The organism is Paractinoplanes pyxinae, assembly GCF_026626335.1.
In the GTDB taxonomy this organism is placed as follows: domain Bacteria; phylum Actinomycetota; class Actinomycetes; order Mycobacteriales; family Micromonosporaceae; genus Actinoplanes; species Actinoplanes pyxinae.
In genome coordinates this window covers 62,604-86,666 of the sequence record NZ_JAPNTZ010000006.1, presented here as the reverse complement: position 1 = coordinate 86,666, position 24,063 = coordinate 62,604, and the positions used below count along the sequence as shown (strand labels likewise).

The following is a 24,063-nucleotide window of genomic DNA, read 5'->3' as shown; positions in this document are numbered from 1 at the left end:
TCATGTCGGGCGGGTGCGTCACCGATCACAGGGCCATGCGTATGCGCACCCTGGCCACCGCGGCCGCCACCGCCGCCGTCGTCCTCGCCGGCTCTGCCGTCCCCGCTCTGGCCGCCCTTCCGGAGGGCACTGTCCTCGGCGCCGGCCTGCCGGGAGCGATCCCCGGCCGGTACATCGTCACGCTCGACGGGACGGCCGGTGGCGACGCCTCCACCCTGTCCGTCGACGGCGGCTCCACCTTCGTGGCCGACATGAGCGCCACCCAGGCCCGCCGGCTCGCGGCCGAGAAGGACGTGCTCTCGGTCGAGCAGGACCGCATGCTGACCCTGCAGGCGACGCAGAACAACCCGACGTGGGGCCTCGACCGCATCGACCAGCGCGTCACCAAGGCGTCCAAGACCTACACGCCGACCGCGGACGGCGACTCGGTGCACGCGTACGTGCTCGACACCGGCATCCGGATCACCCACGCCGACTTCGGCGGCCGGGCCTCCTACGGCTACGACGCGCTGTCCGGCACGAGCAACGCCGGCGACTGCAACGGGCACGGCACGCACGTGGCCGGCACCATCGGCGGCAACTACTTCGGCGTCGCCAAGAAGGTCAAGCTGGTCGCCGTCCGGGTGCTCGACTGCCAGGGCAGCGGCGCGCTGTCGCAGGTCATCGCCGGCGTCAACTGGGTGACGGCGCACGCGGTCAAGCCGGCCGTGGCCAACATGAGCATGGGCGGCTCGAACAGCCCGGCGCTCAACGCGGCCGTGCAGCGCTCGATCAACTCCGGCGTCACCTACGTGGTGGCGGCCGGCAACGAGAACCGCAACGCGAGCACGATGAGCCCGGCCAACCTGGCCGCCGCGATCACCGTGGGCGCCACCGACTCGGCCGACCGCCGGGCCACCTTCTCGAACTACGGCTCGGCGCTCGACCTGTTCGCGCCCGGCGTGAACATCCGCTCCGACTACTACGGCGGCGACTACCTGACCGCCGTGGCCAGCGGCACCTCGATGGCGGCCCCGCACGTGGCCGGCGCGGCCGCGCTGGCCCTGGACGCCTCGCCCGGCCTGAGCCCGGCCGCGGTGCGCAACCTGCTCGTCAAGAACGCCACCACCAGCAAGGTCAAGGACCCCAAGGGCTCGGCCAACCGCCTGCTGTACGTGCCGCGTCCGCCCGCCAAGCCGGTCATCAAGAGCGCCTCGCTGACCGTGACGGCCGGGGTGGCGTACTCGGGTCAGCTGGCCCTGACGGCGGCCCGGCGCGGCACCTGGAGCATCGCCGGCGGCAAGCTGCCCACCGGTCTCACGCTCAAGTCGAACGGCCTGATCAGCGGCACCCCGACCGGCCCCGGCTCGGCCGCCGTCACGGTCAGGTTCACCGACTACGTGCCGCAGGCGGTCACCCGCTCGCTCAAGGTCACCGTCCGCACCACCACCCCGGTGATCACCACGGCCTCGCTGCCCGCCGCCACCACCAGCGACTACTACTACCAGCAGCTGGCGGTCGCGGGCGGCCGCACCGGCACCTGGTCGATCACCGCGGGCGCGCTGCCCGACGGCCTGACCCTCTCGGCCGCCGGCGTGCTCGAGGGCATGCCGACGACCGCGGGCAGTGCCGCCTTCACCGTGGCCTTCACCGACGGCTTCGGCGCCAAGGGCACGCGTGACCTGACGATCGACGTCAGCTGAACGAAGCCGCGTACTTCTCCGCGATCGCCGCGGAATCCGGAAGGTCTGCCTCGACGACGGGCAGGCCTTCCGCCACGTCCGCCCCCAGTTCGGTCAGCAGTTGCCGCAGCAGCGCTTCGGCCGCCGCGGCCTGAGGCGCAACACCGGCGGTCACGACCGGGACGGCCCGCTTCCCGGCCAGGGCCTGCGCCGGCAGTTGATCCAACAGCACCTTGAGTACGCCGGTGTAGCTGCCCTTGTAGGTCGGGGTCGCCACCACCAGGACGTCGGCCTCCTTCAGCGCCGCCACGGCGGCCGCGGTCGCCTCGTCGCCCGGCGTGAGCAGCCCGGCGCCCAGCTCACCGACCTCGATGATCTTCGGCTGCTCGAGCCGGGCCAGGGCCTTGCCGACGGCGGTGGCCAGGATCGAGGTCCGGGAGCCGGGACGCGGGTTCCCGGACACAACGACGTACTGAGTCATGACTCCCACCGTGTGCTGCCGACCGCGGGGTGTCAACGACCGTCCCATATCCTAGTTCGCCTACAGGCAATGAGAATTGTCGGCCGGCCCTCCTATGCTCGGGCGATGGCTTCGCGAGAGTGGACCGGCAGCTCCCACTGGGGTGCCTTCCGGGTCTCGAAGGACGGTACGGGCGGGCTCACGGTGACCCCGCGGCCGGGCGATCCCGACCCGGCGCCGCTGCTCGGCAACATCGCGAGCGCCCAGCGGCACCGGGCCCGCGTGGCCCGGCCCGCGATCCGGCGGCGGTCGGCCGGGCGCGGCTACGACTCGTACGAGGAAGTGCCGTGGGACGACGCGCTCGACCTGGTGGCCGCGGCGTTGCGGCGGACGCGGGAGCGCCACGGGGACAACGCGATCTTCGGTGGCTCGTACGGGTGGGCCAGCGCCGGGCGCTTCCACCACGCGCAGTCGCAGTTGCACCGGTTCCTCGCGCTGGGCGGTGGCTTCACGCGCTCGCGGAACACGTACAGCTTCGGGGCGTCCGAGGTCGTGCTGCCGCATATCGTCGGCAAGCGCGGGGCGGCCCGGGTGTTGTGGCAGGGCACCGACTGGCCGGTCATCGCGGCCCACACCGACCTGATCGTGGCCTTCGGCGGGCTGCGCCGGGACACCACCCGGGTGACGCCGGGCGGCCGCGCCACGCACACCGTGGCGCGAGAGCTGGCTTCGGCGAAGGCCCGGGTCGTCTCGGTCTCGCCGCTGCGCGACGACTCCTCGGACGCCGAGTGGTGGCCGATCCGGCCCGGTACGGACGTGGCTCTGATGTTCGCGCTGGCCCACGAGCTGGCCGGTCAGGTGGATCTTGATTTCCTGCGTCGCTTCACGGTCGGCGGTGATCGGTTCCTGGCTTCCGTACGTGACTGCACACCGGCCTGGGCGTCGGAGATCTGTGGTGTGCCGGCTCAGGCGATCGCCGATCTCGCGCGGCGGATGGCGGCCGGGCGCACCTTCATCACGGTGAGCTGGTCACTGCAGCGGGCGGTCAACGGTGAGCAGCCGCTGTGGGCCGGCATCGCGCTGGCGGCGGTGCTCGGGCAGATCGGGCTGCCGGGCGGCGGGTTCGGGCACGGGTACGGCTCGACCGGCAACACCGGGGGCGGGCGACTGCCGTACGGCCTGCCGACCTTCCCCCAGGCGCAGAACCCGGTCACCGACTTCATCCCGGTCGCCAAGATCGCCGACCTGCTGCTGCACCCGGGCGAGACGTTCGAGTACGACGGTGGCACCCACACCTACCCGGACACCAAGCTCGTCTACTGGGCCGGCGGCAACCCCTTTCACCACCACCAGGATCTGACCCGGCTGCGGCGCGCGTTCCAGCGGCCCGAGACGGTGATCGTGCACGAGCCGTTCTGGACCGCGACCGCCCGCCACGCCGACATCGTGCTGCCGGTCACCACCACGCTCGAACGCGACGACCTCGGGATCGGCCACGGCGACACGCACCTGATCGCGATGCAGGCCGCCGACGCGCCGTACGAGTCGGCCCGGGACGAGTACGACATCTTCGCGGCTCTGGCCGACCGGCTGGGCTACGCCGAGCAGTTCACCCAGGGCCGCACCAGCGAGCAGTGGCTGCGCCACCTGTACGAGCGGTGGCGGGCCGAGCCGAAGAAGCCGTTCGACGAGTTCTGGGCCGACGGCGAGCTGGAGGCGCCCGGGCGGCGCGACGACACCGTGCTGTTCGCGGACTTCCGGGCCGGTGCGCCGCTGGACACGCCGAGCGGGCTGATCGAGCTTTTCTCGTCGACCGTGGCCGCCTTCAATTACGAGGAATGTCCGGGTTACCCGGCCTACGCAGCGGCGCCACTCACTCCGTACGAAATAACTTTGATCTGCAATCAGCCCGGCTCGCGCCTGCACTCCCAGCTCGACATGGGGGATTTCTCGCAGGCCGCGAAGCGGTCGGGACGCGAGCCGGTGCGGATGAACCCGGCCGACGCGGCCGCCCGGAACATTGCCGACGGTGACGTGGTGCGGCTGCACAACGAGCAGGGCAGCGTGCTGGCCGGCGCGGTGCTCAGCGACGACTGCGCGCCGGGTGTGGCGCAACTCTCGACCGGCGCTTGGTGGGATTCGTCGGCGCCGTCGGTGGCGACGTGCGTGCACGGCAACCCGAACGCCCTGACGCGCGACATCGGCACCTCGCGGCTCGCTCAGGGCTGCACGGGCCAGGTGACCTGGGTCGATATCGACCGCTTCGACGGCCCGGTTCCGCCGGTCCGGGCGTACGACCCGCCGATCGGGTCTTAACCTATCTCGCAGATAGGAGATATATTGTTCGGGCCGTCACCGGAGGGAGAACCCCATGTCCGTGCTCGCCGTCGCCCACCCCGCCGTCCCGCGCCGCCGGCTCCACCCCGTGCCCGACCTGCCCGAGCCGCCCGTCACCGTCACGATCAGCATCTCGGGATCGGGGGCCGGGCGGGACCGCGTCGTGGCCGCTCTGCGCGACTTCGTGGACGCGGCCGGTCAGGCGGTCTCGGTCCAGGAGCCGCCCGAGCCCGGTGAGGGGCTGGAACTCGACCCCGGCGCCCGCACCGCCGTGCGCGACGGGCAGGCGCTCGACCTCAGCCGCCTCGAGTACGATCTGCTGCTGTTCCTCGCGCGGCACCCCCGCCAGGTGTTCAGCCGCAGTCAGCTGCTGGCCCAGGTGTGGGGGCACACGCACACCACCAACCGGACGGTCGACGTGCACGTGAGCCGCCTGCGCACCAAGCTGGCCGACCCCGAGGTCGTGACCACCGTCTACGGGCTCGGCTACCGCCTGGCCGACGACGCCGGCGTCACCGTGGTCGAGCGGTGAGCCGTCGCACCGTCGCCGTCGTGGGCGGGGGGTGTGCCGGCGTGCTGGCCGCCCGGGAGCTGGTGCGCGGCACCGACGATCACGTCGTGCTGATCGAGCCGGGCGAGCCGGGCGGGGGGCTGGCCTACGGGTCGGCCCGGCCCTGGCACCTGCTCAACTCGCGGGCCGGCGCCATGAGCGCCGACCCGGATGATCCCGGGCATTTCGCCCGGTGGGCCGGTTGTTCGCCCGACTCCTTCCAGCCGCGAACCGTGTACGGCCAGTACTTGCGCTCGGTCTTCGCCGACATTTCGGACAGGCTGGACGTCAGGCGCGCCCGGGCGGCCGGCTTGTCCGCCACCGGGGTGAGGCTGGCCGACGGGTCTTCGATCCGGGCTGACAGCGTTGTCGTGGCCACCGGCAACCCGGCCCCCGCCCAGCCTGCCGCGCGGCCCGACCACCCCGACTACATCGCCGACCCGTGGGCCAAGGGCGCCCTCGACGCGATCCCCTCCGACGTGCCGGTGCTGCTGGTCGGGGCCGGGCTGACCGCGATCGACGTCGCGCTCACGCTGACCGCCACCGACCGGGACGCCCCGATCACCGCGGTCAGCCGCCGCGGCCAGCTGCCGCTCACCCACACCGAAAAGGCCGCGCCCCCGGTCGGGCTCGCGCTCGACGACTGCACGACGCTGCGCGACATCGTGCGGGCCGTGCGGGCCGAGGCGGCCCGGGCCGGGGACTGGCGGGCCGTGGTCGACGGCCTGCGCCCGTACCTGGACGAGCTGTGGACCGCCTTCACGCCCGACGAGCAGGAGGCGTTCCTGCGCCACCTGGCCCGCCCCTGGGAGTGTCACCGGCACCGGATGGCGCCGACGGTCGGCGCGCGGGTCGCTTCGCTGCGCGAGGAGGGCCGGCTTGAGGTGCGGGCCGGGGGCATCCGTTCGATGACCGCGCCGGCCGCCGGTGGCCTGCTGGTCGAGCTGGAGGCCGGCGTGCAGTGGTTCGGCGCGGTCGTGAACTGTGCCGGGCCCGGGCGGCTGCCGGCCGCCGCGGGCTCTTTCGTGGGCAGCCTGCTCGACGCCGGGCAGGCCCGGGTCGGACCGCACGGGCTGGGGCTCGACATCGACCCGGCGGGCCGGCTGATCGGCGCCGACGGACGCGTCCAGCAGGACCGATGGCTGATCGGGCCGCTGCGCCGGGGCGCGAAATGGGAGACGACGGCGGTGCCCGAGATCCGCGCGCAGGCCCGCGGTCTAGCCATCCCGGTTGGATAATACGATTCGTGCTATGCGTGAAGTTCGCGCAGGTCAGACGGGTTTCGTTCACAGACGATGAAAATGTGAACACCTTGTATATCAATCGAGAACTCTCAATACTCCGAGGCAGAGCGGTACGTCGGTTCCGGCGTACCCCCACCCCCTGGGAGGACCCCCGTGCTCAACCGGAAGCTGCGCCGGCCGATCGTCGGCCTTGCTGCCTGCATGCTCGTCGGCACCGGACTCGCCGCCTCACCGGCGTCGGCCGCCCCCGCCGGCGACCCCTCGTTCGCACCCTCCGCTCTGTCCCAGAAGCTCGACGCCCAGTTCGGCGTGAACGCGGCCGGCTCGTACATCGACGACGCCGGCAAGGTCGTCGTCAACGTGACCGACGCCGCCACCGCCCGGTCGGTCAAGGCCGCCGGCGCCACCCCGCGCTTCGTCACCCGCACCGGCGCCCAGCTGGCCGCGGCCGACAACGCCCTCAAGTCGTCGCTGAAGACCCCCGGCACCGCGTTCGCCGTCGACCCGATCAGCAACCAGGTCGTCGTCGAGGTCGACAGCACGGTCACCGGCGCCGCGCTCGCCGCCGTCGAGGCCACCGTGGCCAAGCTCGGCGACAACGCCCGCATCCAGAAGGCCCCCGGCGAGATCACCACCCGGATCAGCGGTGGCGACGCCATTTACGCCGGCGGCGGCCGCTGCTCGCTCGGCTTCAACGTGCGCTCCGGCAGCACCTACTACTTCCTGACCGCCGGCCACTGCACCAACATCGGCGCCACCTGGACGAACGGCTCGACCACGCTGGGCACCCGCGCCGGCAGCAGCTTCCCCGGCAACGACTACGGCATCGTGCGCTACACGAACACGAGCATCACCAAGACCGGCGGCGTGGGCACCTCGGTGGACATCACCGGCGCCGGCACCCCGGCCGTCAACGCCACGGTCACCCGCCGCGGCTCCACCACCGGCACCCGCTCGGGCCGCGTCACCGCGCTGAACAGCACGGTGAACTACGCCGAGGGCTCGGTCTCCGGCCTCATCCGCACCACCGTGTGCGCGGAGCCGGGCGACAGCGGCGGCTCGCTCTACTCGGGTTCGACGGCCCACGGCCTGACCTCGGGCGGCAGCGGCAACTGCTCCTCCGGCGGTGTCACGTACTTCCAGCCGGTCACCGAGGCCCTGAGCGTGTACGGCGTCCAGGTGTTCTGATCCGCAATTTGATCAACCGTTCGATGGCAGCGGCCCCGTCATTCCTGGCGGGGCCGTTTCCCTGTACGCGTCACGTCCGGCCGCCGGGGTAGGGGCGAGGCCGGGGTAGGGCTGGCCCTACCCCGGATCGGGTGGCTCACCGGATCGGATGCGGGGATGCCGGTCAATAGCGTCAAGGCATGACGATCACCCAGCTCGAGACGCCCGCACCCGCCGCTCAGCTAGAAACGTCTCCCATCGCTGTTGAACTGCTCGAGCCGCCGCGCGCTGAGCTTTCCGGATCGGCCGGCGCGGGGGAGTTCGAGGTTTCGCTGGCTCGGCGGGTGGTGGAGGACTCGTGGTATGTCCTCGGTGGGCTTCCGGTGGCGGTGGCGTCGTTCATGATTTGTCTTACTGCCTTCACGGCCGGGGTGAGCCTGGCGGTCGTGTGGATCGGCGTCCCGCTGCTGGTGTTCGCCCTGATGCAGTCCCGGCGGTTCGCCGCTCGCGAGCGGGAGCGGGCCGGCGCGGTGCTCGGCGTCGAGGTGGCCGCGCCCGTCTATCGCACCGGGCGGCTGACCGCGCTGATCACCGATGGCCAGGCCTGGCGGGAGCTCGCCCACGCGGTTCTGCGGTTCATCCCGAACGCGGTCGCGGTGTCCTTCGTGGCCACCTGGTGGGCCGGCGTGCTGGGCGGGGTGAGCTTCGCGCTCTGGGGCTGGTCGCTGCCGGGTGATGACCTGCCTCAACTGCTCGGCCTCAGTGACACGTACGCGGCCTCGATCATCTTCTATCTGGTGGCCGGCCTTCTGTTCGCCGTGACGCTGCCGGTGGTCGTTCGCGCCGCCGCCCGCCTCGAAGCCCGCTTCGCCCTCCTGCTGCTCGCCCGCTGAGCGCCCGTCACCACGCACGAAGTTATCCACAGATCTGGATTCGGTTGTGCCGGCGCGGTCGCGACTCCGGCAGAATCAGGGGCGTCGCCGACGAGGGTGAGGGGTGGTGGCTTGACCGGTTCGCCGCCGGAGTTTCCGCAGTTGCACCCGCCCGAGCGCGAGACGCTGAACCAGTTCCTCGACCAGCATCGCGCGATGGTGCTGGCCTCGCTGGACGGGGTCAGCGACGAGGCGGCGGGTGCGCGGCTGCTGCCGGCCACCGACATGACCATCGGCGGGATCGTGAAGCACCTGGCCCACATGGAGGATCTCTGGTTCACCCACAAGCTGCTCGGCGCGGCCTTCCCCGAGCCGTGGACCGCCGTCGGCTCCGACGAGACCTGGGCCTGGGCCTCGGCGCCCGGGGATTCGGTCGAGTCACTGCGTCACCTGTACGAGTCGGCGTGCGCCCGCAGCCGGGCGGCCGTCGCGGGTTTCGGCGATCTGGACCGGCGGGCGGCGCTTCCGTCGTTCGGGAAGGCGCCGGTCAGCCTGCGGTGGATGCTCGTGCAGATGATCCGCGAGACGGCCCAGCACTGCGGCCACCTCGACCTGCTCCGCGACGCGCTGCGCCCACCCGTCTGACCGGCTGATCGGTCAGCGGGACTCCTCGACGCGCTCCTCGCCACGGCGGCGGAGCAGCTTCAGGCCGGGGAGGCCGGCGATGGCCAGGTGCAGGTCTTCGGTGACCTCGAGCAGCTTGTGCAGGTCGGGGCCGACCTGGTCGAGCTTGCCCAGCAGCGGCATCACGTCGTCGACCAGGTGGGCCCGCAGCGTGGGCAGCTGGTCGATCATGCGGATGGCGGCGGTGACCTCCTCGGGGGAAAGCTCCTCGACGAAGCGGCGGGCCAGCGGGGCGCCCTTCATGAGCGCTTCCGAGTAGGCGGCCAGCAGCATCGCCGCTTCCTTGGCGGTGGCGTCGGCCCGGCCCACGACCGACTCGGCTCGCGTGCTGACCTCGGTCGCCCGCTCGACCACGCCGGCCGCGGCGTCCGAGATGCCGACCGCCCGCAGCACGACCCCCTCGGCGCGCTGGCTGACCTCTTCGGCCCGCCCCACAACCGTCCCGGCCCGCCCGCTGATCTCCTCGGCGCTCCCGACAACCGTTCCGGCCCGCCCGCTGATTTCTTCAGCCCGCCCGACCACAGAACCGGCGCGCGAGCTGATCTCCTCAGCCGTGCCGACCACCGTGCCGGCGCGCGAGCTGATCTCTTCCGCGGTGCCGACGACGACGCCGGCCCTTCCACTGATGTCTTCTGCCGTGCCAACCACCGTGCCGGCCCGGGAGCTGATCTCTTCCGCCGTGCCGACCACCTTGCCGGCGCGCGAGCTGATCTGTTCGGCGGTGCCGACCACGACGCCGGCTCGGGCGCTGATTTCCTCGGCCGTGCCGACCACGGCGTCGGCCCGGGCGGCGATGGCGCGGGCCTCGGTCACCGTCGACTCGGCCGCCGTGACGATGGTGTTCACCCGGTGGATCAGGCCCTCGGCCTCGTCGGCGAGCATCGTCACCCGGCTCACGAGCAGCTCGGTCTGGCCCAGCAGCCCGATCACCCGTACCGGAACCGTGGCCGCGGCCGCCGCCGTCTCGACCACCTGGCCCACGGCGGATCGGGCCAGCTCGGCGAGCGCGGACGGTGACACGAACGGGATGCGCATGTTCCCATGATGCGCCAGGAATGCACGCCTCAAACGTGATCACCTTCGGTGATTCCGGGGCGCGCTCAAAGGAAAAAGCACCCTAGGACGCCCATGAACCGTCGCGACTTGGCACTATGGCAGGCGTGCGACGTACGCGAAATTGGATTGTGGCCACCGCGGCGGTGGGAGTCCTCGGGGGTGCGGGGTTGGTCGGCTTGGGCATGATGCGCGACTCCGGGGGCAGCGCGCAGCCGCTCGTCGGCACGTTCAGCGAGGCCGGCGCCCAGGCGGCAGCCGCCCCGCCGCAGAGGACCCAAGAGGCGACACCCACGCCGACGAAGACTGGCCCCAGCCCGGCCGAGGTGCGCGCCGCCCGCGTCAAGGCCCTGAACGCCGCGCTCAAGAAGTACGCCGCGTCGGCCCCCGAGTTCTCGGTCGCCGTGCTCGACCGCCGCACCGGGCAGCGTTACTCGTTCCGCGGCACCGAGAAGTACGAGACCGCCAGCGTCGTGAAGGTGCAGGTGCTCGCGTGCCTGCTGCTCAAGGCCCAGGACGCGAAGCGTGACCTTACGGCCACCGAGCTGTCGCTGGCCAAGCGCATGATCCGGCTCAGCGACAACGACGCCACCACCTCGCTGTTCGCGAAGCTGGGCCGGGCGAGCGGGGTGAGCGCCTGCAACAAGCGTCTCGGCCTCACCGAGACCAAGGTCAACAGCGCCTGGGGCCTGACCCGCACCACCGTGAACGACCAGGTGAAGCTGCTGGCCGAGCTGACCGACACGTCCGGCCCGCTCGACGCCGGCTCGCGCAAGCTCGCCTACACGCTGATGAGCACCGTCGACGCAAGCCAGGACTGGGGCGTGCCGGCCGTGGCCAAGAGCACCGAGAAGTTCACGGTCAAGAACGGCTGGCTGGCCCGCTCGACCGAGAACTACCGCTGGATCATCAACTCGGTCGGCCGGGTCACCGGCCCCGGCACCGACGTCTCGATCGCCGTGCTCTCGCACAACAACGGCACCATGTCCGGCGGCATCGCCAGCGTGCAGAAGGTCGCCAAGCTCACGCGCCAGCACCTGAAGTATTAGCGTCCGCGGCGCGGGCCTCGCGCCGCTTCGAGATCCACGACACGGTCTGGTTGACGATCAGGATCAGCAGGACGGCGGCGACCACGCCCTCCCACGGCTCGGGGAAGATCGAGCCGCCGGCCACCCCGATGCCGGCGTAGACGGCCGACCACAGCGCACAGGCCGGGGCGTTGGCCACGACGAACGTACGCCAGGGCATGCCCAGGAAAGCGGCCGCGAGCAGCACCGGCACCCGGCCGCCCGGGATCAGCCGCGAGACCAGCAGCACCGGGATCTGCTTCTCTTGCAGGCGCTCCTTGACCGAGACCAGGTGTTCCTCGTCACGCAGCCAGCGCAGGCGCTTGGCCAGCTTCTCGCCGCCGACGCGGCACATCGCGTACATGACCAGGTCGCCCACGTACGCCCCGGCCGCGCCGGCCGCGATGACGAACACGATCAGCACCGGGTGGTGCTCGTGGAAGGCCAGGGCGGCCGCGCCGCTGACCGCCGCGCCGGTGGGGACGATCGGGATGATGGCGCCGAACGCCACGACCGCGAAGAGCCAGGCCAGCGTGCCCAGGGTGGCCGTCACGCGGACGGCCCGATCGTCAGCGTCTCGCCCTGGCCGAGCACCCGCACGTGGGAGTCGGGGGCGGTGCGCTGGGCGACGCGGGCGAACTCCTCGCCGGGGTCGCGGAACATGTGCGGGCGGACCCGGCCCATGCCGACCGGCCACAGCGTGCCGTAGTGGACGGGCACCGCGTAGGCCGCCTTCACCCGGCGCAGGGCCTCGGCGCCGTCGGCCGCGTCCAGGTGGTGCTGCGAGCCGAGGGTGGGGCCCCAGCCGCCGACCGGGATCAGGGCCAGGTCGAGCGGGGCGAAGTCGTTCATCTCGTCGAACAGGCCGGTGTCGCCCGCGAACCAGGTGCGGGCCTCACCCTCGACGACGAAGCCGATGGCCACGGCGCGCTCACGGGACCACGGGCCGCGGCCGCCGTCGTGCGCCGCCTTGACCGCCCGGACCCGTACGGAACCGACGGTCGTCTCGTCGCCCGGCCCCAGCTCGACCGTGCGGGCGGCCGCCTCGAAGCCCAGCGCCTTGACCACGAACCCGCCGGCGCCGCGCGGCACGATCAGCTTGGGGGTGCCGCCCAGCTTGCGCAGCGAGGCGACGTGAAAGTGGTCGGCGTGCAGGTGCGAGAGCAGCACCGCGTCGGGCGGGCCGGGCAGCAGCGGCGTCGGGCCGGCCATCCGCCGCAGGTGGGCCACGCGCCCGGTGAGCACCGGGTCGGTCAGCAGGGACGTGCCGGAGTCGGCCAGCCAGACGGTGCTGTGGCCCCACCAGGTGACCGAGGTCATGCTCACGTAATTCACGGTACAGAAGCCGAGTTTCGATCCCCACCCAGGTCGGGCACACTGTCGCCGTGACTGGACCCCGCAGCGCCGTAGTAGTGAACCCCACCAAGGTCCCGGACATGGACGAGCTGCGCCGGATCATCGGCGAAGGCCTGTCCGGCGCCGGCTGGCCCGAGCCTTCCTGGTACGAGACCACCCCTGAGGACCCGGGCGAGGGTCAGGCCAAGCAAGCCGTACGCGATGGGGCCGAACTCGTTTTCGCCTGCGGAGGCGACGGCACGGTGATGGCCGTGGTGACCGCGCTGGCCGGCTCGGATGTGACCATGTCGGTGCTGCCGGCCGGCACCGGCAACCTGCTCGCGGCCAACCTGGGCCTCGGGGCCGACCCCGCGACCGGCGTGCAGGTGGCGCTCGAGGGCGGCCGCCGGCGCATCGACGTGGGTGTGGTCGACGGCAGGTGCTTCGTGGTGATGGCCGGCATGGGCTTCGACGCCCAGATGCTCGAGAAGACCTCCGACGAGGCCAAGAAGCGGATCGGCTGGCTGGCCTACATCGGGGGCGGCATCAAGGCGTTGCGGGAGAGGCCGATGCGGGCGCGGATCGTGCTCGACGGCGGCAAGGTCATGCCCCGGCGCCCCCGGACGGTGATCGTCGGCAACGTCGGGCGGCTTCAGGGCGGCGTACGGCTATTGACCGAGGCCGACCCGGCCGACGGCAAGCTCGACGTGGCCATCCTGAGCCCCAACAACCTGGCCCACTGGGCGTCGCTGGCCTGGGGCGTGATCCGCCGTCGCAAGAGTGTGCCGCTGATGGAGACGTACACGGCCGAGCACGTCGAGATCCACAGCCGGTCGACCCAGCCCCGGCAGCTCGACGGCGACCTCATCGAGCCCGGCCGGACCCTCAAGATCTCGGTCAAGCCGAAGGCGCTGCTGCTCAGCGTGCCCCGCCCGGCGAGCGACCCCGACCTGGCGTACGACGTGAGTTCCGCGGCCGAGGCGGCCGAGGACATCCGCGAGGCCGCCCGTGAGTAGTACCGAGCCCGTTCCCCAGACCCGCGACATGCGCGGGGACGAGCTCTCGGCCGACGACGCCGTGCACGCGTTGTGGCACTACGGCCGGTGGCCGCTGGTGCGCGACGCGTTCATCCGGTTCCGGTACGGCGACGGCTTCAGCCACGCCCGGGCGTTCGCGTTCCAGCTGTGCCTGGCCATCGTCCCGTTCCTCATTGCGCTCTCCGGTCTGGCGGCCGACCTGGGCGCCGAGGACGGCGGCCGGGTGGTGGCCGAGACCATCCTCGAGCTGACCCCGGGCGCGAGCGATCCGCTGGTCAGCGACCTGCTCGAGGACACTGAGGACAGTGACGACGCGGGCGAGCTGGCGCTGACCCTGGGCCTGATCACCGGCCTGTTCGCGCTGACCACCGCGATCAGCCAGATCGAGCGGGGCGCGAACCGGATCTACGGCGTCGAACGGGACCGGCCGGCGCTGTTCAAGTACATCCGGGCCTCGATCCTGGCCCTGATCGCGGGCCTGCCGGCCCTGTTCGGCTTCCTGTTGCTGGTGGCCGGGCGTCCGTTCGGCAACGCGGCCGCCCGGCACTGGCCGTGGGCCGAGGACGTGCGGGTGGCCTGGGACTTCGTCCGCTGGCCGCTGAGCCTGCTGCTGATCGTCTTCGCCGTCGGGTTGCTGTTCAAGTACTCGCCGCGCCGTCATCAGCCGGGACTCTCGTGGCTGCTGTTCGGGGCGGGGCTGGCCACCGTGTTGTGGTGGCTGGCCAGCCTGCTGCTGGCCGGGTACGTGCGCTTCGCCGAGGGCTTCGGGGCCACGTACGGGCCGTTGACCGCGATCATCGCCCTGCTGTTGTGGGCCAACCTGACCGGGATCGCGCTGTTCCTGGGCATCGCCTTCGCGGCTCAGCTGGAGGCGGCGCGGGTGGGCGCGCCCCGTCCGGCCAAGAAGGACAAATGGGACCCCAGGCAGGACGGTGTACGCGCTCGGCGTACCGGGTAAAAACCGGGCCGTGACCGACAACCGAGTGGTAGAACGGGCCGGCTGGGCCCCCTTGCGGCACTTCGCCGAACGCAGCGTGGCCGGCCTGGCCGCCGTCGTCCTGGCCGGCCTGGCCTTCGGCACACTGCTTCTTCTCGTACGAAGTGAGTGGAGCCCGCTGCGCCGGCTGGACCAGTCGATCGCCACCGGCCTCAACGACCTGATCGCGCCGCACCCCGCTCTGGTCAAGGTGCTGACCACCGTCACCTCGGCGGGCGGCCGCGGCGTGCTCGTGCCCCTGGTCGTGATGGTCGTCGTGCTGCTGCTGATCCGCCGCCTGCCCCGCCTGGCCCTCTACGTGGCGGTCACCGGGATCGGCGCGGTCGTGCTCGACCCGTCGCTCAAGGCCCTGGTCGGCCGGGTGCGCCCGGTGGTCGCCGACCCGGTCGCCTTCGGCGGCGGCAACAGCTTCCCGAGCGGTCACACGCTGGGAGCGACCATTGTGCACGGCATGTTCGCGCTGGTCGCTCTGTCGGCCACGCGCGGCCGGCACAAGGGCTGGATCCTCTCGGTGGCGGCGGCGATCGTCGTGGCCGTCGGGCTCACCCGCATCGCCCTGAGCGTGCACTTCCTGTCCGACGTCCTGGCCGGCTGGTTGCTCGGCCTGGCCTGGATCAGCGTCACCGCGTACGCGTTCCGGGTCTGGCGCCGCGAAGCGGGCCACACCGCGCCGCCGGTGACCGACGGCCTGGACCCCGACGCCGCCGATGACCTGATCCCCGCGCCGGCCGAAGAGAAGGTGCTGCCCCACCCGTGGGCCAAGGGCGCCGAGATCCTGGTCGGCTGGGTGTTCACGTTCGGCGTCCTCTATTTCGTCGGGTACGCGGTGACGCGCTGGGAGCCGTCCTTCGACGACGGCGTGCCGCGCTGGCTGCAGACGTTCCGCACCGAGCGTCTGGACTACCTCAGCTGGCTCGCCTCCAAGGCCGGCGACACTCACGCCGTACTCATGATCTGCCTGGTCTTCTGCCCGCTCGCCCTGGCGCTGTGGCGGCAGTGGCGGCCCGTCGTGTTCATCGTGCTGACCATGATGGGCGAGCTGACGCTGTTCCTGTGCGCCGCCGCCGCGACCGGCCGCGAACGCCCCTCGGTGGAGCAGCTGGACGGCCAGATGCCCACCTCGTCGTTCCCATCCGGTCACATCGCCGCCACCATGTGCCTCTGGCTCGCCATCGCGATCGTCGTCTTCCCCCGCGTACGCCAATGGTGGCGCTGGATCTTCCCGGTGCTCGCCTTCGTGATGCCGGCCCTCGTGGCGCTCTCGCGCATGTACCGCGGCATGCACCACCCGACGGACGTCCTGGGCGCGTTGCTGCTGACCCTGTGCTGGGTGGGCGCCCTCTACCTGATCATCCGGCCCAGCGCCCGCGCCGAAACAGTCAGCGAAGCGGCCCTGGTCGTGCGCGACCGCGAGGCGGTGGCGGCATGAGCCTGCGCTTCCTCACCTGGAACATCAAGACCGGCGGCGGCAACCGCCTCGACGCGATCACCGCGGTCATCCGCCGCGAACAACCCGACCTGCTGGCCCTGCAAGAACTGCGCAACTTCGACCGCAACGGAAGCCGCATCCTGCACGACTTGGCCGCGGCGGTAGGAATGGAACCCCACCTGGCCCGCTCCTTCCTGGGCCAGCCGGTGGCCGTGCTGGTGCGCCCACCCCTGAAAATCATCGACCGAGCCGAGGTCCGCTGGCGCCTCCACCACGCCGCCGCCGCGGTCACCGTCGAGACGGCAACGGGCCCCCTGCGCGTGGTCAGCGCCCACCTGAACCCGTTCTCCCCGTACCGCCGCATGCGCGAAGCCATCTGGCTGGCCCACCGCTACCGCCCCGACAAGCTGCCGACGGTCATCGCCGGCGACCTGAACGGCCTCGACCCCGGCACCGACCACACCGAGACGCTGGCCCCGCAGCCCGGCTTCCTGCGAGCCCGCCACCTGGCCCGCGACGGCTCAGCCGACACGAGGGCGGTGGCCGCCTTCCTGAACGCCGGCTTCACCGACCTGTGGAAGGTGGCCGGCTCCGGCAACCCCCTCACGGTCCCCACCACCAAGGGCGGAGGCCGCGAGTTCTCCCGCATGCGCCTCGACTACGTCCTGGCCAGCCCCGCCATAGCCGAGGCGGCCAAAAACATGACGGTAGTCCGAGGCGACGAAACCGAATACGCCTCCGACCACTACCCCGTCCGGGTCGACCTTCCCTGATAATGTTGGCTATGTTGGAGCCAGGCATACATGGCCAACATGGGAGGCTCCGGTGGGGGTTACTCAGATCGACCTCGATGACGACGCCCTGGCCGAGGCCATGAGGCTGTCCGGCGCCAAGAGCAAGAAAGAGACGGTCAACCTGGCCCTTCGCGAGTACGCGGCCCGGCACCGTCGCATCGCCGCCCTCGAACAACACTTGGCGGCCGCTCAGCATTGGGACTACGAGGGCTGGCAGCAGATGAACGCCGCCGGCAAGATGCCGCCGGAATGATCAGATACCTGGTCGACTCGTCCGCGGCCTGGCGAATCCTCCGCGATCCGGGCACGAAGAAGCGCTGGGCCGATGTGATCTCGGAACACGCGATCGGGTCGTGTCACCCTCAACGCACGGAGTTCCGCCGTTCGGCTCGCAACTCCGGCGAGTACGAGCAGATGACGACCATGTTCGCCGACCTGTACCCCGACGTCGGTGTGCCGAAGACGGCCTGGCAGTGGGTCGAGTCGGCGCAACACAAGTTGCTCAAAGCGGGCGCCCACCGTTCTCTCTCCTGTGTCGACCTGCTGATTTGCGCCTGTGCCGCCGCCCGAGGGCTCATCGTTCTGCACGACGACAATGACTTCGTCACCGCCGCCCGCCATCTGCCCGACCTGGCCGAGCGCCGGGTCCGAGAACAGGAGCCGAAATGAAGGGCTACTCGCGCTGGCAGGACATCCGGGCCGAGTACGTCGAGCGTGCCGGCGGGGAAGAGGCCGTCGCCGAGGGAAAACGGAAGTTGCTGGCCGAAGTGCCCCCAGATGATCGGACAGCCGACCCCCGGGGGCATGAGAAGCGGTAGTGGTGGGCATTGCCTCACTGGTGATCGATTTGATTGGGGCGTCCGGGTCGCTATCATCAGCGGACGCCGCACTCGGAAGCACTCCACTGCGGGAGTGCTCGAAACCGGAGGCGTTGGATGGCGAATCAGCGCTTCGCGGTGATGGTGGGCGTCGACGACGCCGGTTCTCGCCTGCGCTTCGCCGAGCGGGACGCCGAGGCGATGCGCGATCAGTTCGCCGCCGAGGGCTTCGAGACCTGCCTGTTCACCGGGGCTGACGCCACCGCTGGTGAGATCAAGGCGACGCTGCGTCAGGCTGTCATGCGGGCCGGCAAATCGGATGTCCTGGTTGTCTACTTCGCGGGCGGAACTGTCACGCCGGAGTGGAGTCGCGGCGCCGATACGTATCTGATCACCCACGATCTCGACGAATCGGCCCTTTCCGAAAATCCCGATTCGGGGGTTCGGATGGCCTTTCTCGAGCGGGACGTGCTGGAGTTCTTTCCTGGCACGGCGGTGCTGATCATCGACGCGGTGGGGGACGAGCCCGAGTTCCTTCGCCCGACCTACAGCGCGCTGGCGTCCTATGCGGGCGACGCGGCCGGCCGCGAGGATGCGGTCATCCGCCACGGCGTGCTGACCGCACACATTCTGGCCACCCTGCGTAGGCAGCAGTCCGTCACGTTCGGGTCGCTGGCTCAAGCCGTACGGGACCAGGGTCTGACGCCGCGGGTGATGAGCCCGCCGTGGGGCGAGGGTGTCGTGCTGGCCGGGCCGGCCGACCAGACCGGACTGCCCGCCTCGCGGCCGCTGGCCAACCCGATGGACGCCGCCGCGGGCGACATCCTGCACCTGATCGGCCGCCTGACCCACCACGCCCGGATGCCCCGGCACGCCGCCCCGCGCTCGTCCGGCAGCCGGGCCGAGGCCGGATCGGCCGCGCCCTCCCGCGTCGAATACCTGCGGGCCGCCACCGACGCCCACTCGACGGCGCTGCTCGAGTACACGCCCAACGGCTTCCAGACGATCGACTCGTCCAAGCGTTTCGACCTCGACGTGATCCGCCCGATGCTGCGTTTCCCGCCCGGCGCCGACTGGTTCGGTCACACCGTGCACGACGATCACCACACCGTGCTGTGTGTGCCGCTGCGCCACGCCGAGGGCCGGTCCCTACTGCTGGCGCTGGTCGACCCGGCCGTCGATCTGCTCGGGCTCGGCCAGCCGCTGGCCAAAATCCTCGAGACGATTTGGCGTACGGATTTCGCGGCGTCACCCGACGAGGCCGAGATCGAGGTTCTGACCGCTCTGCGCGGCGCGTTCGGCCGGCTGCCCGTGCCTCTCTACGAGCACTGCTTCGAGCTCTATCAGCGCGTCCTCGAGTCGTACTGCGTGGTCTTCCAGCCCGTGGTCACCCTCGGTAAGACCGCCCGGCGCGTCGGCGTGCACAGTTACGAAGCGTTGGCCCGGCGCTCGCCCAGCGACCAGCGCGCCCCGGTCGCCATGCTGCGGCTGGCCGAGGTGTGGGGCGACCGGTTCGTGGTCGAGCGGGACAAGGTGATTCTGCGAATGGCCCTTCGTGCGTACGCGCAAGCGCATGCCGAAGGCCCCTGGGCTCAGCCCAAGCCGGTCTCGATCAACGTCGCCGTACGGTCGTTGCTGAGCGACGCGTACGTCGATGTCCTGCGTACGACGATCGCCGAACTCGCCATCGACCCGCGCACGGTGACGCTGGAGATCTCGGAGCAGGACCCGATCGAGCCTCGCCGCGGCGAGCAGTGGGCCGAGGCGCCGCACGCCTACTTCCACAACCGCCTGGCCGCGATCGCCCGCGACGTCGGCGTGGCGTTCGCGGTCGACGACTTCGGCGAGGGGTACGCGTCGCTGTCGCGCATGGCTGAGCTGCCGCTCACCCAGATCAAGGTCGACCGGGCGATCCTGCACCACCCGCTCGCGGCCAAGGAGCTCTCGCTGGTCATGGACACGGCCCGGTACGCCGGGCACGCCCCGCGCGTGGTCATCGTCGAGGGCGTGGACGACGAGTCGCCGCTGACCCTGCGCGAGATCTACGAGCAGCGCATTCGCCACGTGCAGGGCTACATCACCCGGCAGCCCGCCGCCCCCACCCTGAGCACCCTCTCGGCCGAGGCCAGCGAATACATAGCCGCCCTGGTCCGAGGCGACGACGAGCACCGCGACACGTTGATCACCCGGGCCGACGACCTGCCCCTGCAGCGCGGCGCGTAAATCGGTTTGACGCTCGTGTGACGATCGGCGCGATGCCAACACGTGTGCGTTTCGTGCCTTTGCCCCCAGCTGTGCTGTCCGCGTTGCTCGCCGGAGACCTCGACGCCGCGCGAGCGGCCACCGGAGTGCCGCTGACCGAGTGGTTTCTCAGCGACGACATCACCTGGTTGTGGCGGATGCGGCTGGACCAGATCGCGGCCGACCCGGGCGCCGCCGAGTGGATCGTGCGCGCGGCCGTCTCGGAACCCGACGGGGCGGTGGTCGGCGCGGCCGGCTTCCACGGACCGCCCGACGAGAACGGCATGGTCGAGATGGGCTACAGCACCGACCCGGCGTACCGCCGAAGGGGTTATGCCCGGGCCATGGTGACCGAGCTGCTGCGCTGGGCGGCCGCCGCGCCGGGCGCCGTGACCGTGCGGGCCAGCATCAGGCCGGACAACGTCGCCTCCCTCGCCACCATCGCCGGTTTCGGCTTCACCCACGTCGGCGAGCAGTGGGACGAGGAGGACGGAACCGAGCACCTCTACGAGGTCGCCGCCTAAAGGTCATGTAATGGCCGCAATGGCGGGCACTGTGGGGTCATGACTTCCTCGATCGACCGCGCCGGATCCCGGATCGACCACTTGAACATCGCCGTGCCTGACCTGGAGGCCGCGGTGGGCTTCTACGAGCCCGTGCTGGTGGCGATCGGGATCACCAAGATGCTCGAGATCCCGCCGAACGCCACGCCGAACCAGCCGACCGCGATGACCGGCTTCGGGCTGGCCGGCGTGAAGCCGTACTTCTGGCTCATCGACGGCGGCACCGTGGGCAGCAACATGCACGTCGCGTTCACGGTCGACAGCCGCGACGACGTGGCCACCTTCTACGAGGCGGCGCTGGCCGCTGGCGCCACGTCACTGCTGGCGCCGGCGGTCCATCCGGAGTACCACGACGACTACTACGGGGCGTTCGTGCTCGACCCGCACGGCATCAACCTCGAAGCCGTCTGCCACGCCGCCTAACTGGCCGACGCGGCGCGGCGCGGCAGCTTCCAGTCCGGGCGGGGGAAGTGACAGGTGTAGCCGTCGGGGATGCGCTCCAGGTAGTCCTGGTGCTCGGGCTCGGCCTCCCAGAACGGGCCGGCCGCGGTCACCTCGGTGACCACCTTGCCCGGCCACAGCCCGGACGCGTCGACGTCGGCGATCGTGTCTTCGGCGACCCGCTTCTGCTCGTCGGTCTCGTAGAAGATGGCCGACCGGTAGCTGGTGCCGATGTCGTTGCCCTGCCGGTTGAGAGTGGTCGGGTCGTGGATCTGGAAGAAGAACTCGAGCAGATCCCGGTACGACGTCACGGCCGGATCGAACGTGATCTCGATGGCCTCGGCATGCCCGTCGTGGTTGTAGTAGGTCGCGTTGGCCACGTTCCCGCCGGTGTAGCCGACCCGGGTCGAGACCACGCCGGGCCGCCGCCGAATCAGATCCTGCATGCCCCAGAAACAGCCACCGGCCAGGATCGCCTTCTCAGTAGCCATACCGCTCACCTCTTTGCTAGCTGATGGTCGCCCTCAAGAGTTACCCGCCGACCGCTCCACGGCTACTGTCACGTCCGTCACCGTTGCCGCGCGCCTCTTACGCCGCGGCCTGCTCTGCGCTCACCCCGGCTCCGCACACCGCTTAGGCGCCACCACGATGATGCGTCGATGCGGAGGTGATGCGGGAGGCTGATGGACCGGCCGGGTATGAACGTTTGGATGATCTTGAGAGCGTAGGTACCCGATTACCCTGCGTTGAAAGTAAACGGTTGCTTCGGGAGTGATCATTGGGCAGGTACCGACGTCGCGGTCACTGGCGTCGAGGACGCAACGGGCAGCGTCACTGGGTATCGCCCCACGATGTCCGGCGTGGCTCGGCCCGGTCAAGGGCCGGGAATTCGGCCTCGTGGCTCACCCGGTCGAGGCCCTACCGGCCGGCGCCCACCCGGCGCGTGACAGAGAGATGGGTGCGACCCAACGCGACCTGTCCGGTCTGCGGAGCGTCCGTCTACTTCTACGCGAACGAGTACGGCAGCAGGGTCTACTTCGACGAACTGGGTCCGCCGTGGCCCAAGCATCCCTGCACAGCCGGCGAGACCAAGCAGGCACCCCGTCCTGGTACCGCGCCGATGCGGATGCCGGTGCCGGTGCCGTCTGCTCCTGCTGCGATCAGCGGAGCCTTCGGGGCCAAGCCCGGGCTGGTATTCGCGCTCCGATCGCCCCAGGCTCCGCTCATCGCCAGCGGATGCTGGCTTCAGCCCGAGGGGTCGATCCTTCACGTGCACCCGCCGGATCAGCCGTGGAAGGTCTCGGTCTGGCAGAGCCCCTACGGGCTGGCCATTGCTCCGGGGGACTGCGTCTACCTCCGGAACGGCTGGGTCTCTTACTTCGACCGTCGCCTGTTCGATGTGCGCGTCACTCCGGTCGCCTACCTCGGCATCGTGCCGCGCGAGGAAGCCCCGATCGTGCGACTTTTCCGTCGCCTGACGGGTCGCTGACGAAGCCGAACTGTCGGCGCAAGGCGATCAGGCCGGGCGGACAAGATCATTGGGACGAGCGGGCCATGGTGGGGCGCACGGGGCTGCCGTTAACGTCAGACGATTCGTGCGCTTATCTGGGGGAGCCGGCGGTGGAGAACGAGATCGAGCTGATCAGTGACGGGGACGGGCTGGCGGTCATCGGGCACCCGGCGGCGGTCGAGCGGTTCCTCGCGGCCGAGAGTCTGCCGTCGAAAGACCTGGGGTTGAAGCGCCTCACGAGCGCTCTGGGCACTGGCTCCAAGATTGCCAAGGCCGGCGCCGAGATGAGTGAGAAGTCGGGTCGCTGGGTGCAGCTGACCGCGGAGTCGGCTCAGAAGATGAAGAAGTACGAGCTGATGAAGGGCTCGGAGAGTGGTCTCAGCCGGGCCGTGCTGACCGACCACGGCAAGATCACCGGCCTGCTCGAGATCGTGCGGACGCCCGGCGCGATGCTGACCAACCCGGCGATGCTCACCGGCGCGGCCGGGCTCATGGCTCAGCTCGCCATGAAGCAGAGCATGGAGGAGATCACCGAGTACCTGGCCGTGATCGACGCCAAGGTCGACGCCGTGCTCCGCGCCCAGACCGACGCCGTGGTGGCCGACATGATCGGGGTCGAGCTGGTCATCGACGAGGCGCTGACGATCCGCGAGCGGGTCGGCCACGTCTCCGAGGTCACCTGGTCGAAGGTTCAGGCCACCCCGATTCCGCTCGCGAGCGTCCAGGCGTACGCGCTGCGCCAGATCGACGCCGTCACCGAGACCCTGGACACCCGGGCCGGGATCGGCGACCTGGCCCAGGCCTCGAAGAAGGCCGAGACCAAGATCGGGGAGTGGCTGGCCGTCCTGGCCCGCTGCTTCCAGCTGCAGGACGCAGTGGCCGTGCTCGAACTCGACCGAGTGCTCGACACGACCCCCGACGACCTGGAGAACCACCGCGTGGCGATCCGGACCGGCCGCGAGAACCGCCTGGCCATCATCGCGACGACCACCGACCGCCTGCTGGCCCGCCTGGACGCCGCCGCGACCACCGCCAACACCGGCGCCAAGCTGATCCTGAACCCCACCGCCTCACCCGCGCTGGTCCACTCGACCAACCACATCCGCTCCGCGGTAATCCACTTCCACACCTGCCTGGGCCACGACCGCGAATCCCAGACCCGCGACGCCCGCCGCTGGCTCGACGCAGCCACAGCCGCCCGCAACCGAGTCCTGACCACCGGCACCACAGCCACCACAGCAGCCCTGACCGCCACGACTACAGCCGGCACCACAGCTCTAACTGCCACGACCGAAGCAAGCAGCAAGGCCCTGACCGCGACAACCGAAGCAGGCAGCAAGGCCCTCGACGCCGCCACCACAGCCGGCGCCGCCGCCCTGAACGCCACCTCCGAAGCAGGCAGCAAGGTAGTAAACGCAGGCGCAGAGGGCGTCAACGCAGCAGGCCGCCTAGGCCTGAAGGCCTTCGGCCGAGCCAAGAAGCTGCTGGGCGGAGACTGACCACAACCAAGATCGCCCACCCGGGTGACGAAGACGGCGCGGTAGTTGGCGAGGGCGTCCAGTTATCGCGTGGCGAGGCCGCTTCAAGCCGCCCGCGGCTTGAAGCCGGCCCGGCAAAGTTCCGGCTCAAGCGACGAAGTCGCAACGAGCCCACCCGGTGGCGAAGCCACCTTCCAGCCCAGCCCGAATCCACAGGATGACCGGCAGCGGGGGTGCGGGTGGCGAAGCCCCCGCCTGCGCGACGAAGTCGCGCGAAAGGAACGAGGCGGCAAGGTCTGCGCACTCCGCAGACACACTGCCGCCC

At 70.8% G+C, this 24,063-nt stretch carries 24 protein-coding genes and 1 pseudogene; 20 read left to right on the top strand and 5 right to left on the bottom strand.

Annotation, left to right across the window (positions count from 1 at the left end; translation table 11 throughout):
- The first annotated feature begins 35 nt into the window (after positions 1-35).
- A complete protein-coding gene (locus OWR29_RS17595) occupies positions 36-1,682 on the top strand; it encodes a S8 family serine peptidase (protein WP_267563977.1) in 1,647 nt (548 codons plus the stop codon).
- Here OWR29_RS17595 and OWR29_RS17590 read toward each other — a convergent pair.
- Positions 1,675-2,142 (bottom strand): NADPH-dependent FMN reductase, encoded by a 468-nt coding sequence (locus OWR29_RS17590; protein WP_267563976.1) that lies wholly within the window; start codon positions 2,140-2,142, stop codon positions 1,675-1,677. The genes OWR29_RS17595 and OWR29_RS17590 overlap by 8 nt on opposite strands.
- A gap of 105 nt (positions 2,143-2,247) precedes the next feature.
- Here OWR29_RS17590 and OWR29_RS17585 point away from each other — a divergent pair, with 105 nt between their 5' ends.
- From OWR29_RS17585 to OWR29_RS17560, 6 genes are all read left to right on the top strand, one after another.
- The gene (locus OWR29_RS17585) at positions 2,248-4,437 is read left to right on the top strand and encodes a molybdopterin-dependent oxidoreductase (protein ID WP_267563974.1); all 2,190 of its coding nucleotides are present in this window, start codon (positions 2,248-2,250) and stop codon (positions 4,435-4,437) included.
- A gap of 55 nt (positions 4,438-4,492) precedes the next feature.
- A complete protein-coding gene (locus OWR29_RS17580) occupies positions 4,493-4,990 on the top strand; it encodes a winged helix-turn-helix domain-containing protein (RefSeq protein WP_267563973.1) in 498 nt (165 codons plus the stop codon).
- Positions 4,987-6,246, top strand: coding sequence for an FAD/NAD(P)-binding protein (locus OWR29_RS17575; RefSeq protein WP_267563971.1), 1,260 nt, complete (start codon positions 4,987-4,989; stop codon positions 6,244-6,246). Before OWR29_RS17580 ends, OWR29_RS17575 begins: the two co-directional genes overlap by 4 nt.
- A 159-nt stretch (positions 6,247-6,405) precedes the next feature.
- Complete coding sequence (locus OWR29_RS17570) at positions 6,406-7,440, top strand: S1 family peptidase (RefSeq protein WP_267563970.1); 1,035 nt, start codon at positions 6,406-6,408, stop codon at positions 7,438-7,440.
- Between the two features lie 179 nt (positions 7,441-7,619).
- Positions 7,620-8,312 carry a sensor domain-containing protein gene (locus OWR29_RS17565; RefSeq protein WP_267563968.1) on the top strand — a complete coding sequence of 231 codons (693 nt, stop codon included), beginning with the start codon at positions 7,620-7,622 and terminating at the stop codon, positions 8,310-8,312.
- A gap of 111 nt (positions 8,313-8,423) precedes the next feature.
- Positions 8,424-8,936, top strand: a complete 513-nt coding sequence (locus OWR29_RS17560; RefSeq protein ID WP_267563967.1) for a DinB family protein — start codon at positions 8,424-8,426, stop codon at positions 8,934-8,936.
- Positions 8,937-8,948: 12 nt separating this feature from the next.
- Here the strand turns inward: OWR29_RS17560 and OWR29_RS17555 are convergent, their stop codons facing one another.
- Complete coding sequence (locus tag OWR29_RS17555; protein ID WP_267563966.1) at positions 8,949-10,010, bottom strand: methyl-accepting chemotaxis protein; 1,062 nt, start codon at positions 10,008-10,010, stop codon at positions 8,949-8,951.
- A gap of 125 nt (positions 10,011-10,135) precedes the next feature.
- On the opposite strand from OWR29_RS17555, the gene OWR29_RS17550 reads away from it, so the two are divergent.
- Entirely contained in the window at positions 10,136-11,077 is a 942-nt protein-coding gene (locus OWR29_RS17550; protein WP_267563965.1) for a serine hydrolase, read from the top strand.
- Here OWR29_RS17550 and OWR29_RS17545 read toward each other — a convergent pair.
- Both OWR29_RS17545 and OWR29_RS17540 read right to left on the bottom strand, forming a co-directional pair.
- Entirely contained in the window at positions 11,052-11,648 is a 597-nt protein-coding gene (locus OWR29_RS17545; RefSeq protein ID WP_267563963.1) for a DedA family protein, read from the bottom strand. The two genes, OWR29_RS17550 and OWR29_RS17545, sit on opposite strands and share 26 nt — an antisense overlap.
- The gene (locus OWR29_RS17540) at positions 11,645-12,415 is read right to left on the bottom strand and encodes an MBL fold metallo-hydrolase (RefSeq protein ID WP_267564426.1); all 771 of its coding nucleotides are present in this window, start codon (positions 12,413-12,415) and stop codon (positions 11,645-11,647) included. Before OWR29_RS17540 ends, OWR29_RS17545 begins: the two co-directional genes overlap by 4 nt.
- A 65-nt stretch (positions 12,416-12,480) precedes the next feature.
- Here OWR29_RS17540 and OWR29_RS17535 point away from each other — a divergent pair, with 65 nt between their 5' ends.
- From OWR29_RS17535 to OWR29_RS17490, 10 genes and pseudogenes are all read left to right on the top strand, one after another.
- Positions 12,481-13,446 carry a diacylglycerol/lipid kinase family protein gene (locus tag OWR29_RS17535; protein ID WP_498371632.1) on the top strand — a complete coding sequence of 322 codons (966 nt, stop codon included), beginning with the start codon at positions 12,481-12,483 and terminating at the stop codon, positions 13,444-13,446.
- On the top strand, positions 13,439-14,425 hold the full coding sequence (locus tag OWR29_RS17530) for a YihY/virulence factor BrkB family protein (RefSeq protein WP_267563962.1): 987 nt from the start codon (positions 13,439-13,441) through the stop codon (positions 14,423-14,425). Before OWR29_RS17535 ends, OWR29_RS17530 begins: the two co-directional genes overlap by 8 nt.
- Positions 14,426-14,435: 10 nt before the next feature.
- Positions 14,436-15,893, top strand: a complete 1,458-nt coding sequence (locus tag OWR29_RS17525; RefSeq protein WP_267563961.1) for a phosphatase PAP2 family protein — start codon at positions 14,436-14,438, stop codon at positions 15,891-15,893.
- The gene (locus OWR29_RS17520; protein WP_267563959.1) at positions 15,890-16,666 is read left to right on the top strand and encodes an endonuclease/exonuclease/phosphatase family protein; all 777 of its coding nucleotides are present in this window, start codon (positions 15,890-15,892) and stop codon (positions 16,664-16,666) included. Before OWR29_RS17525 ends, OWR29_RS17520 begins: the two co-directional genes overlap by 4 nt.
- Before the next feature lie 52 nt (positions 16,667-16,718).
- Positions 16,719-16,940 carry a type II toxin-antitoxin system VapB family antitoxin gene (locus OWR29_RS17515; RefSeq protein ID WP_267563957.1) on the top strand — a complete coding sequence of 74 codons (222 nt, stop codon included), beginning with the start codon at positions 16,719-16,721 and terminating at the stop codon, positions 16,938-16,940.
- On the top strand, positions 16,937-17,356 hold the full coding sequence (locus OWR29_RS17510) for a PIN domain-containing protein (RefSeq protein ID WP_267563956.1): 420 nt from the start codon (positions 16,937-16,939) through the stop codon (positions 17,354-17,356). The genes OWR29_RS17515 and OWR29_RS17510 overlap by 4 nt, the downstream gene beginning before the upstream one ends.
- Positions 17,353-17,457 (top strand): annotated as a pseudogene (locus tag OWR29_RS17505) (helix-turn-helix domain-containing protein); the annotation flags it as partial. The gene OWR29_RS17510 and the pseudogene OWR29_RS17505, both read left to right, overlap by 4 nt.
- A 165-nt stretch (positions 17,458-17,622) precedes the next feature.
- A complete protein-coding gene (locus OWR29_RS17500) occupies positions 17,623-19,728 on the top strand; it encodes an EAL domain-containing protein (RefSeq protein ID WP_267563954.1) in 2,106 nt (701 codons plus the stop codon).
- 32 nt (positions 19,729-19,760) lie between these two features.
- Positions 19,761-20,270 carry a GNAT family N-acetyltransferase gene (locus tag OWR29_RS17495; protein WP_267563953.1) on the top strand — a complete coding sequence of 170 codons (510 nt, stop codon included), beginning with the start codon at positions 19,761-19,763 and terminating at the stop codon, positions 20,268-20,270.
- 39 nt (positions 20,271-20,309) lie between these two features.
- The gene (locus OWR29_RS17490; RefSeq protein WP_267563952.1) at positions 20,310-20,732 is read left to right on the top strand and encodes a VOC family protein; all 423 of its coding nucleotides are present in this window, start codon (positions 20,310-20,312) and stop codon (positions 20,730-20,732) included.
- Here OWR29_RS17490 and msrA read toward each other — a convergent pair.
- A complete protein-coding gene (gene msrA / locus OWR29_RS17485) occupies positions 20,729-21,241 on the bottom strand; it encodes a peptide-methionine (S)-S-oxide reductase MsrA (protein WP_267563951.1) in 513 nt (170 codons plus the stop codon). The genes OWR29_RS17490 and msrA overlap by 4 nt on opposite strands.
- A 467-nt stretch (positions 21,242-21,708) precedes the next feature.
- On the opposite strand from msrA, the gene OWR29_RS17480 reads away from it, so the two are divergent.
- Together OWR29_RS17480 and OWR29_RS17475 are read left to right on the top strand one after the other, a co-directional pair.
- The gene (locus OWR29_RS17480) at positions 21,709-22,239 is read left to right on the top strand and encodes a hypothetical protein (RefSeq protein WP_267563950.1); all 531 of its coding nucleotides are present in this window, start codon (positions 21,709-21,711) and stop codon (positions 22,237-22,239) included.
- 131 nt (positions 22,240-22,370) lie between these two features.
- A complete protein-coding gene (locus tag OWR29_RS17475) occupies positions 22,371-23,759 on the top strand; it encodes a hypothetical protein (protein ID WP_267563949.1) in 1,389 nt (462 codons plus the stop codon).
- Positions 23,760-24,063 lie beyond the last annotated feature (304 nt).

What these genes read in the sequence shown, in the direction of transcription:
- OWR29_RS17595 (WP_267563977.1), top strand. Translation starts at nt 36, where the DNA reads ATGCGTATGCGCACCCTGGCCACCGCGGCCGCCACCGCCGCCGTCGTC.
- OWR29_RS17590 (WP_267563976.1), bottom strand. Translation starts at nt 2,142, where the DNA reads ATGACTCAGTACGTCGTTGTGTCCGGGAACCCGCGTCCCGGCTCCCGG.
- OWR29_RS17585 (WP_267563974.1), top strand. Translation starts at nt 2,248, where the DNA reads ATGGCTTCGCGAGAGTGGACCGGCAGCTCCCACTGGGGTGCCTTCCGG.
- OWR29_RS17580 (WP_267563973.1), top strand. Translation starts at nt 4,493, where the DNA reads ATGTCCGTGCTCGCCGTCGCCCACCCCGCCGTCCCGCGCCGCCGGCTC.
- OWR29_RS17565 (WP_267563968.1), top strand. Translation starts at nt 7,620, where the DNA reads ATGACGATCACCCAGCTCGAGACGCCCGCACCCGCCGCTCAGCTAGAA.
- OWR29_RS17555 (WP_267563966.1), bottom strand. Translation starts at nt 10,010, where the DNA reads ATGCGCATCCCGTTCGTGTCACCGTCCGCGCTCGCCGAGCTGGCCCGA.
- OWR29_RS17540 (WP_267564426.1), bottom strand. Translation starts at nt 12,415, where the DNA reads ATGACCTCGGTCACCTGGTGGGGCCACAGCACCGTCTGGCTGGCCGAC.
- OWR29_RS17520 (WP_267563959.1), top strand. Translation starts at nt 15,890, where the DNA reads ATGAGCCTGCGCTTCCTCACCTGGAACATCAAGACCGGCGGCGGCAAC.
- OWR29_RS17510 (WP_267563956.1), top strand. Translation starts at nt 16,937, where the DNA reads ATGATCAGATACCTGGTCGACTCGTCCGCGGCCTGGCGAATCCTCCGC.
- OWR29_RS17500 (WP_267563954.1), top strand. Translation starts at nt 17,623, where the DNA reads ATGGCGAATCAGCGCTTCGCGGTGATGGTGGGCGTCGACGACGCCGGT.
- OWR29_RS17495 (WP_267563953.1), top strand. Translation starts at nt 19,761, where the DNA reads ATGCCAACACGTGTGCGTTTCGTGCCTTTGCCCCCAGCTGTGCTGTCC.
- OWR29_RS17490 (WP_267563952.1), top strand. Translation starts at nt 20,310, where the DNA reads ATGACTTCCTCGATCGACCGCGCCGGATCCCGGATCGACCACTTGAAC.
- msrA (WP_267563951.1), bottom strand. Translation starts at nt 21,241, where the DNA reads ATGGCTACTGAGAAGGCGATCCTGGCCGGTGGCTGTTTCTGGGGCATG.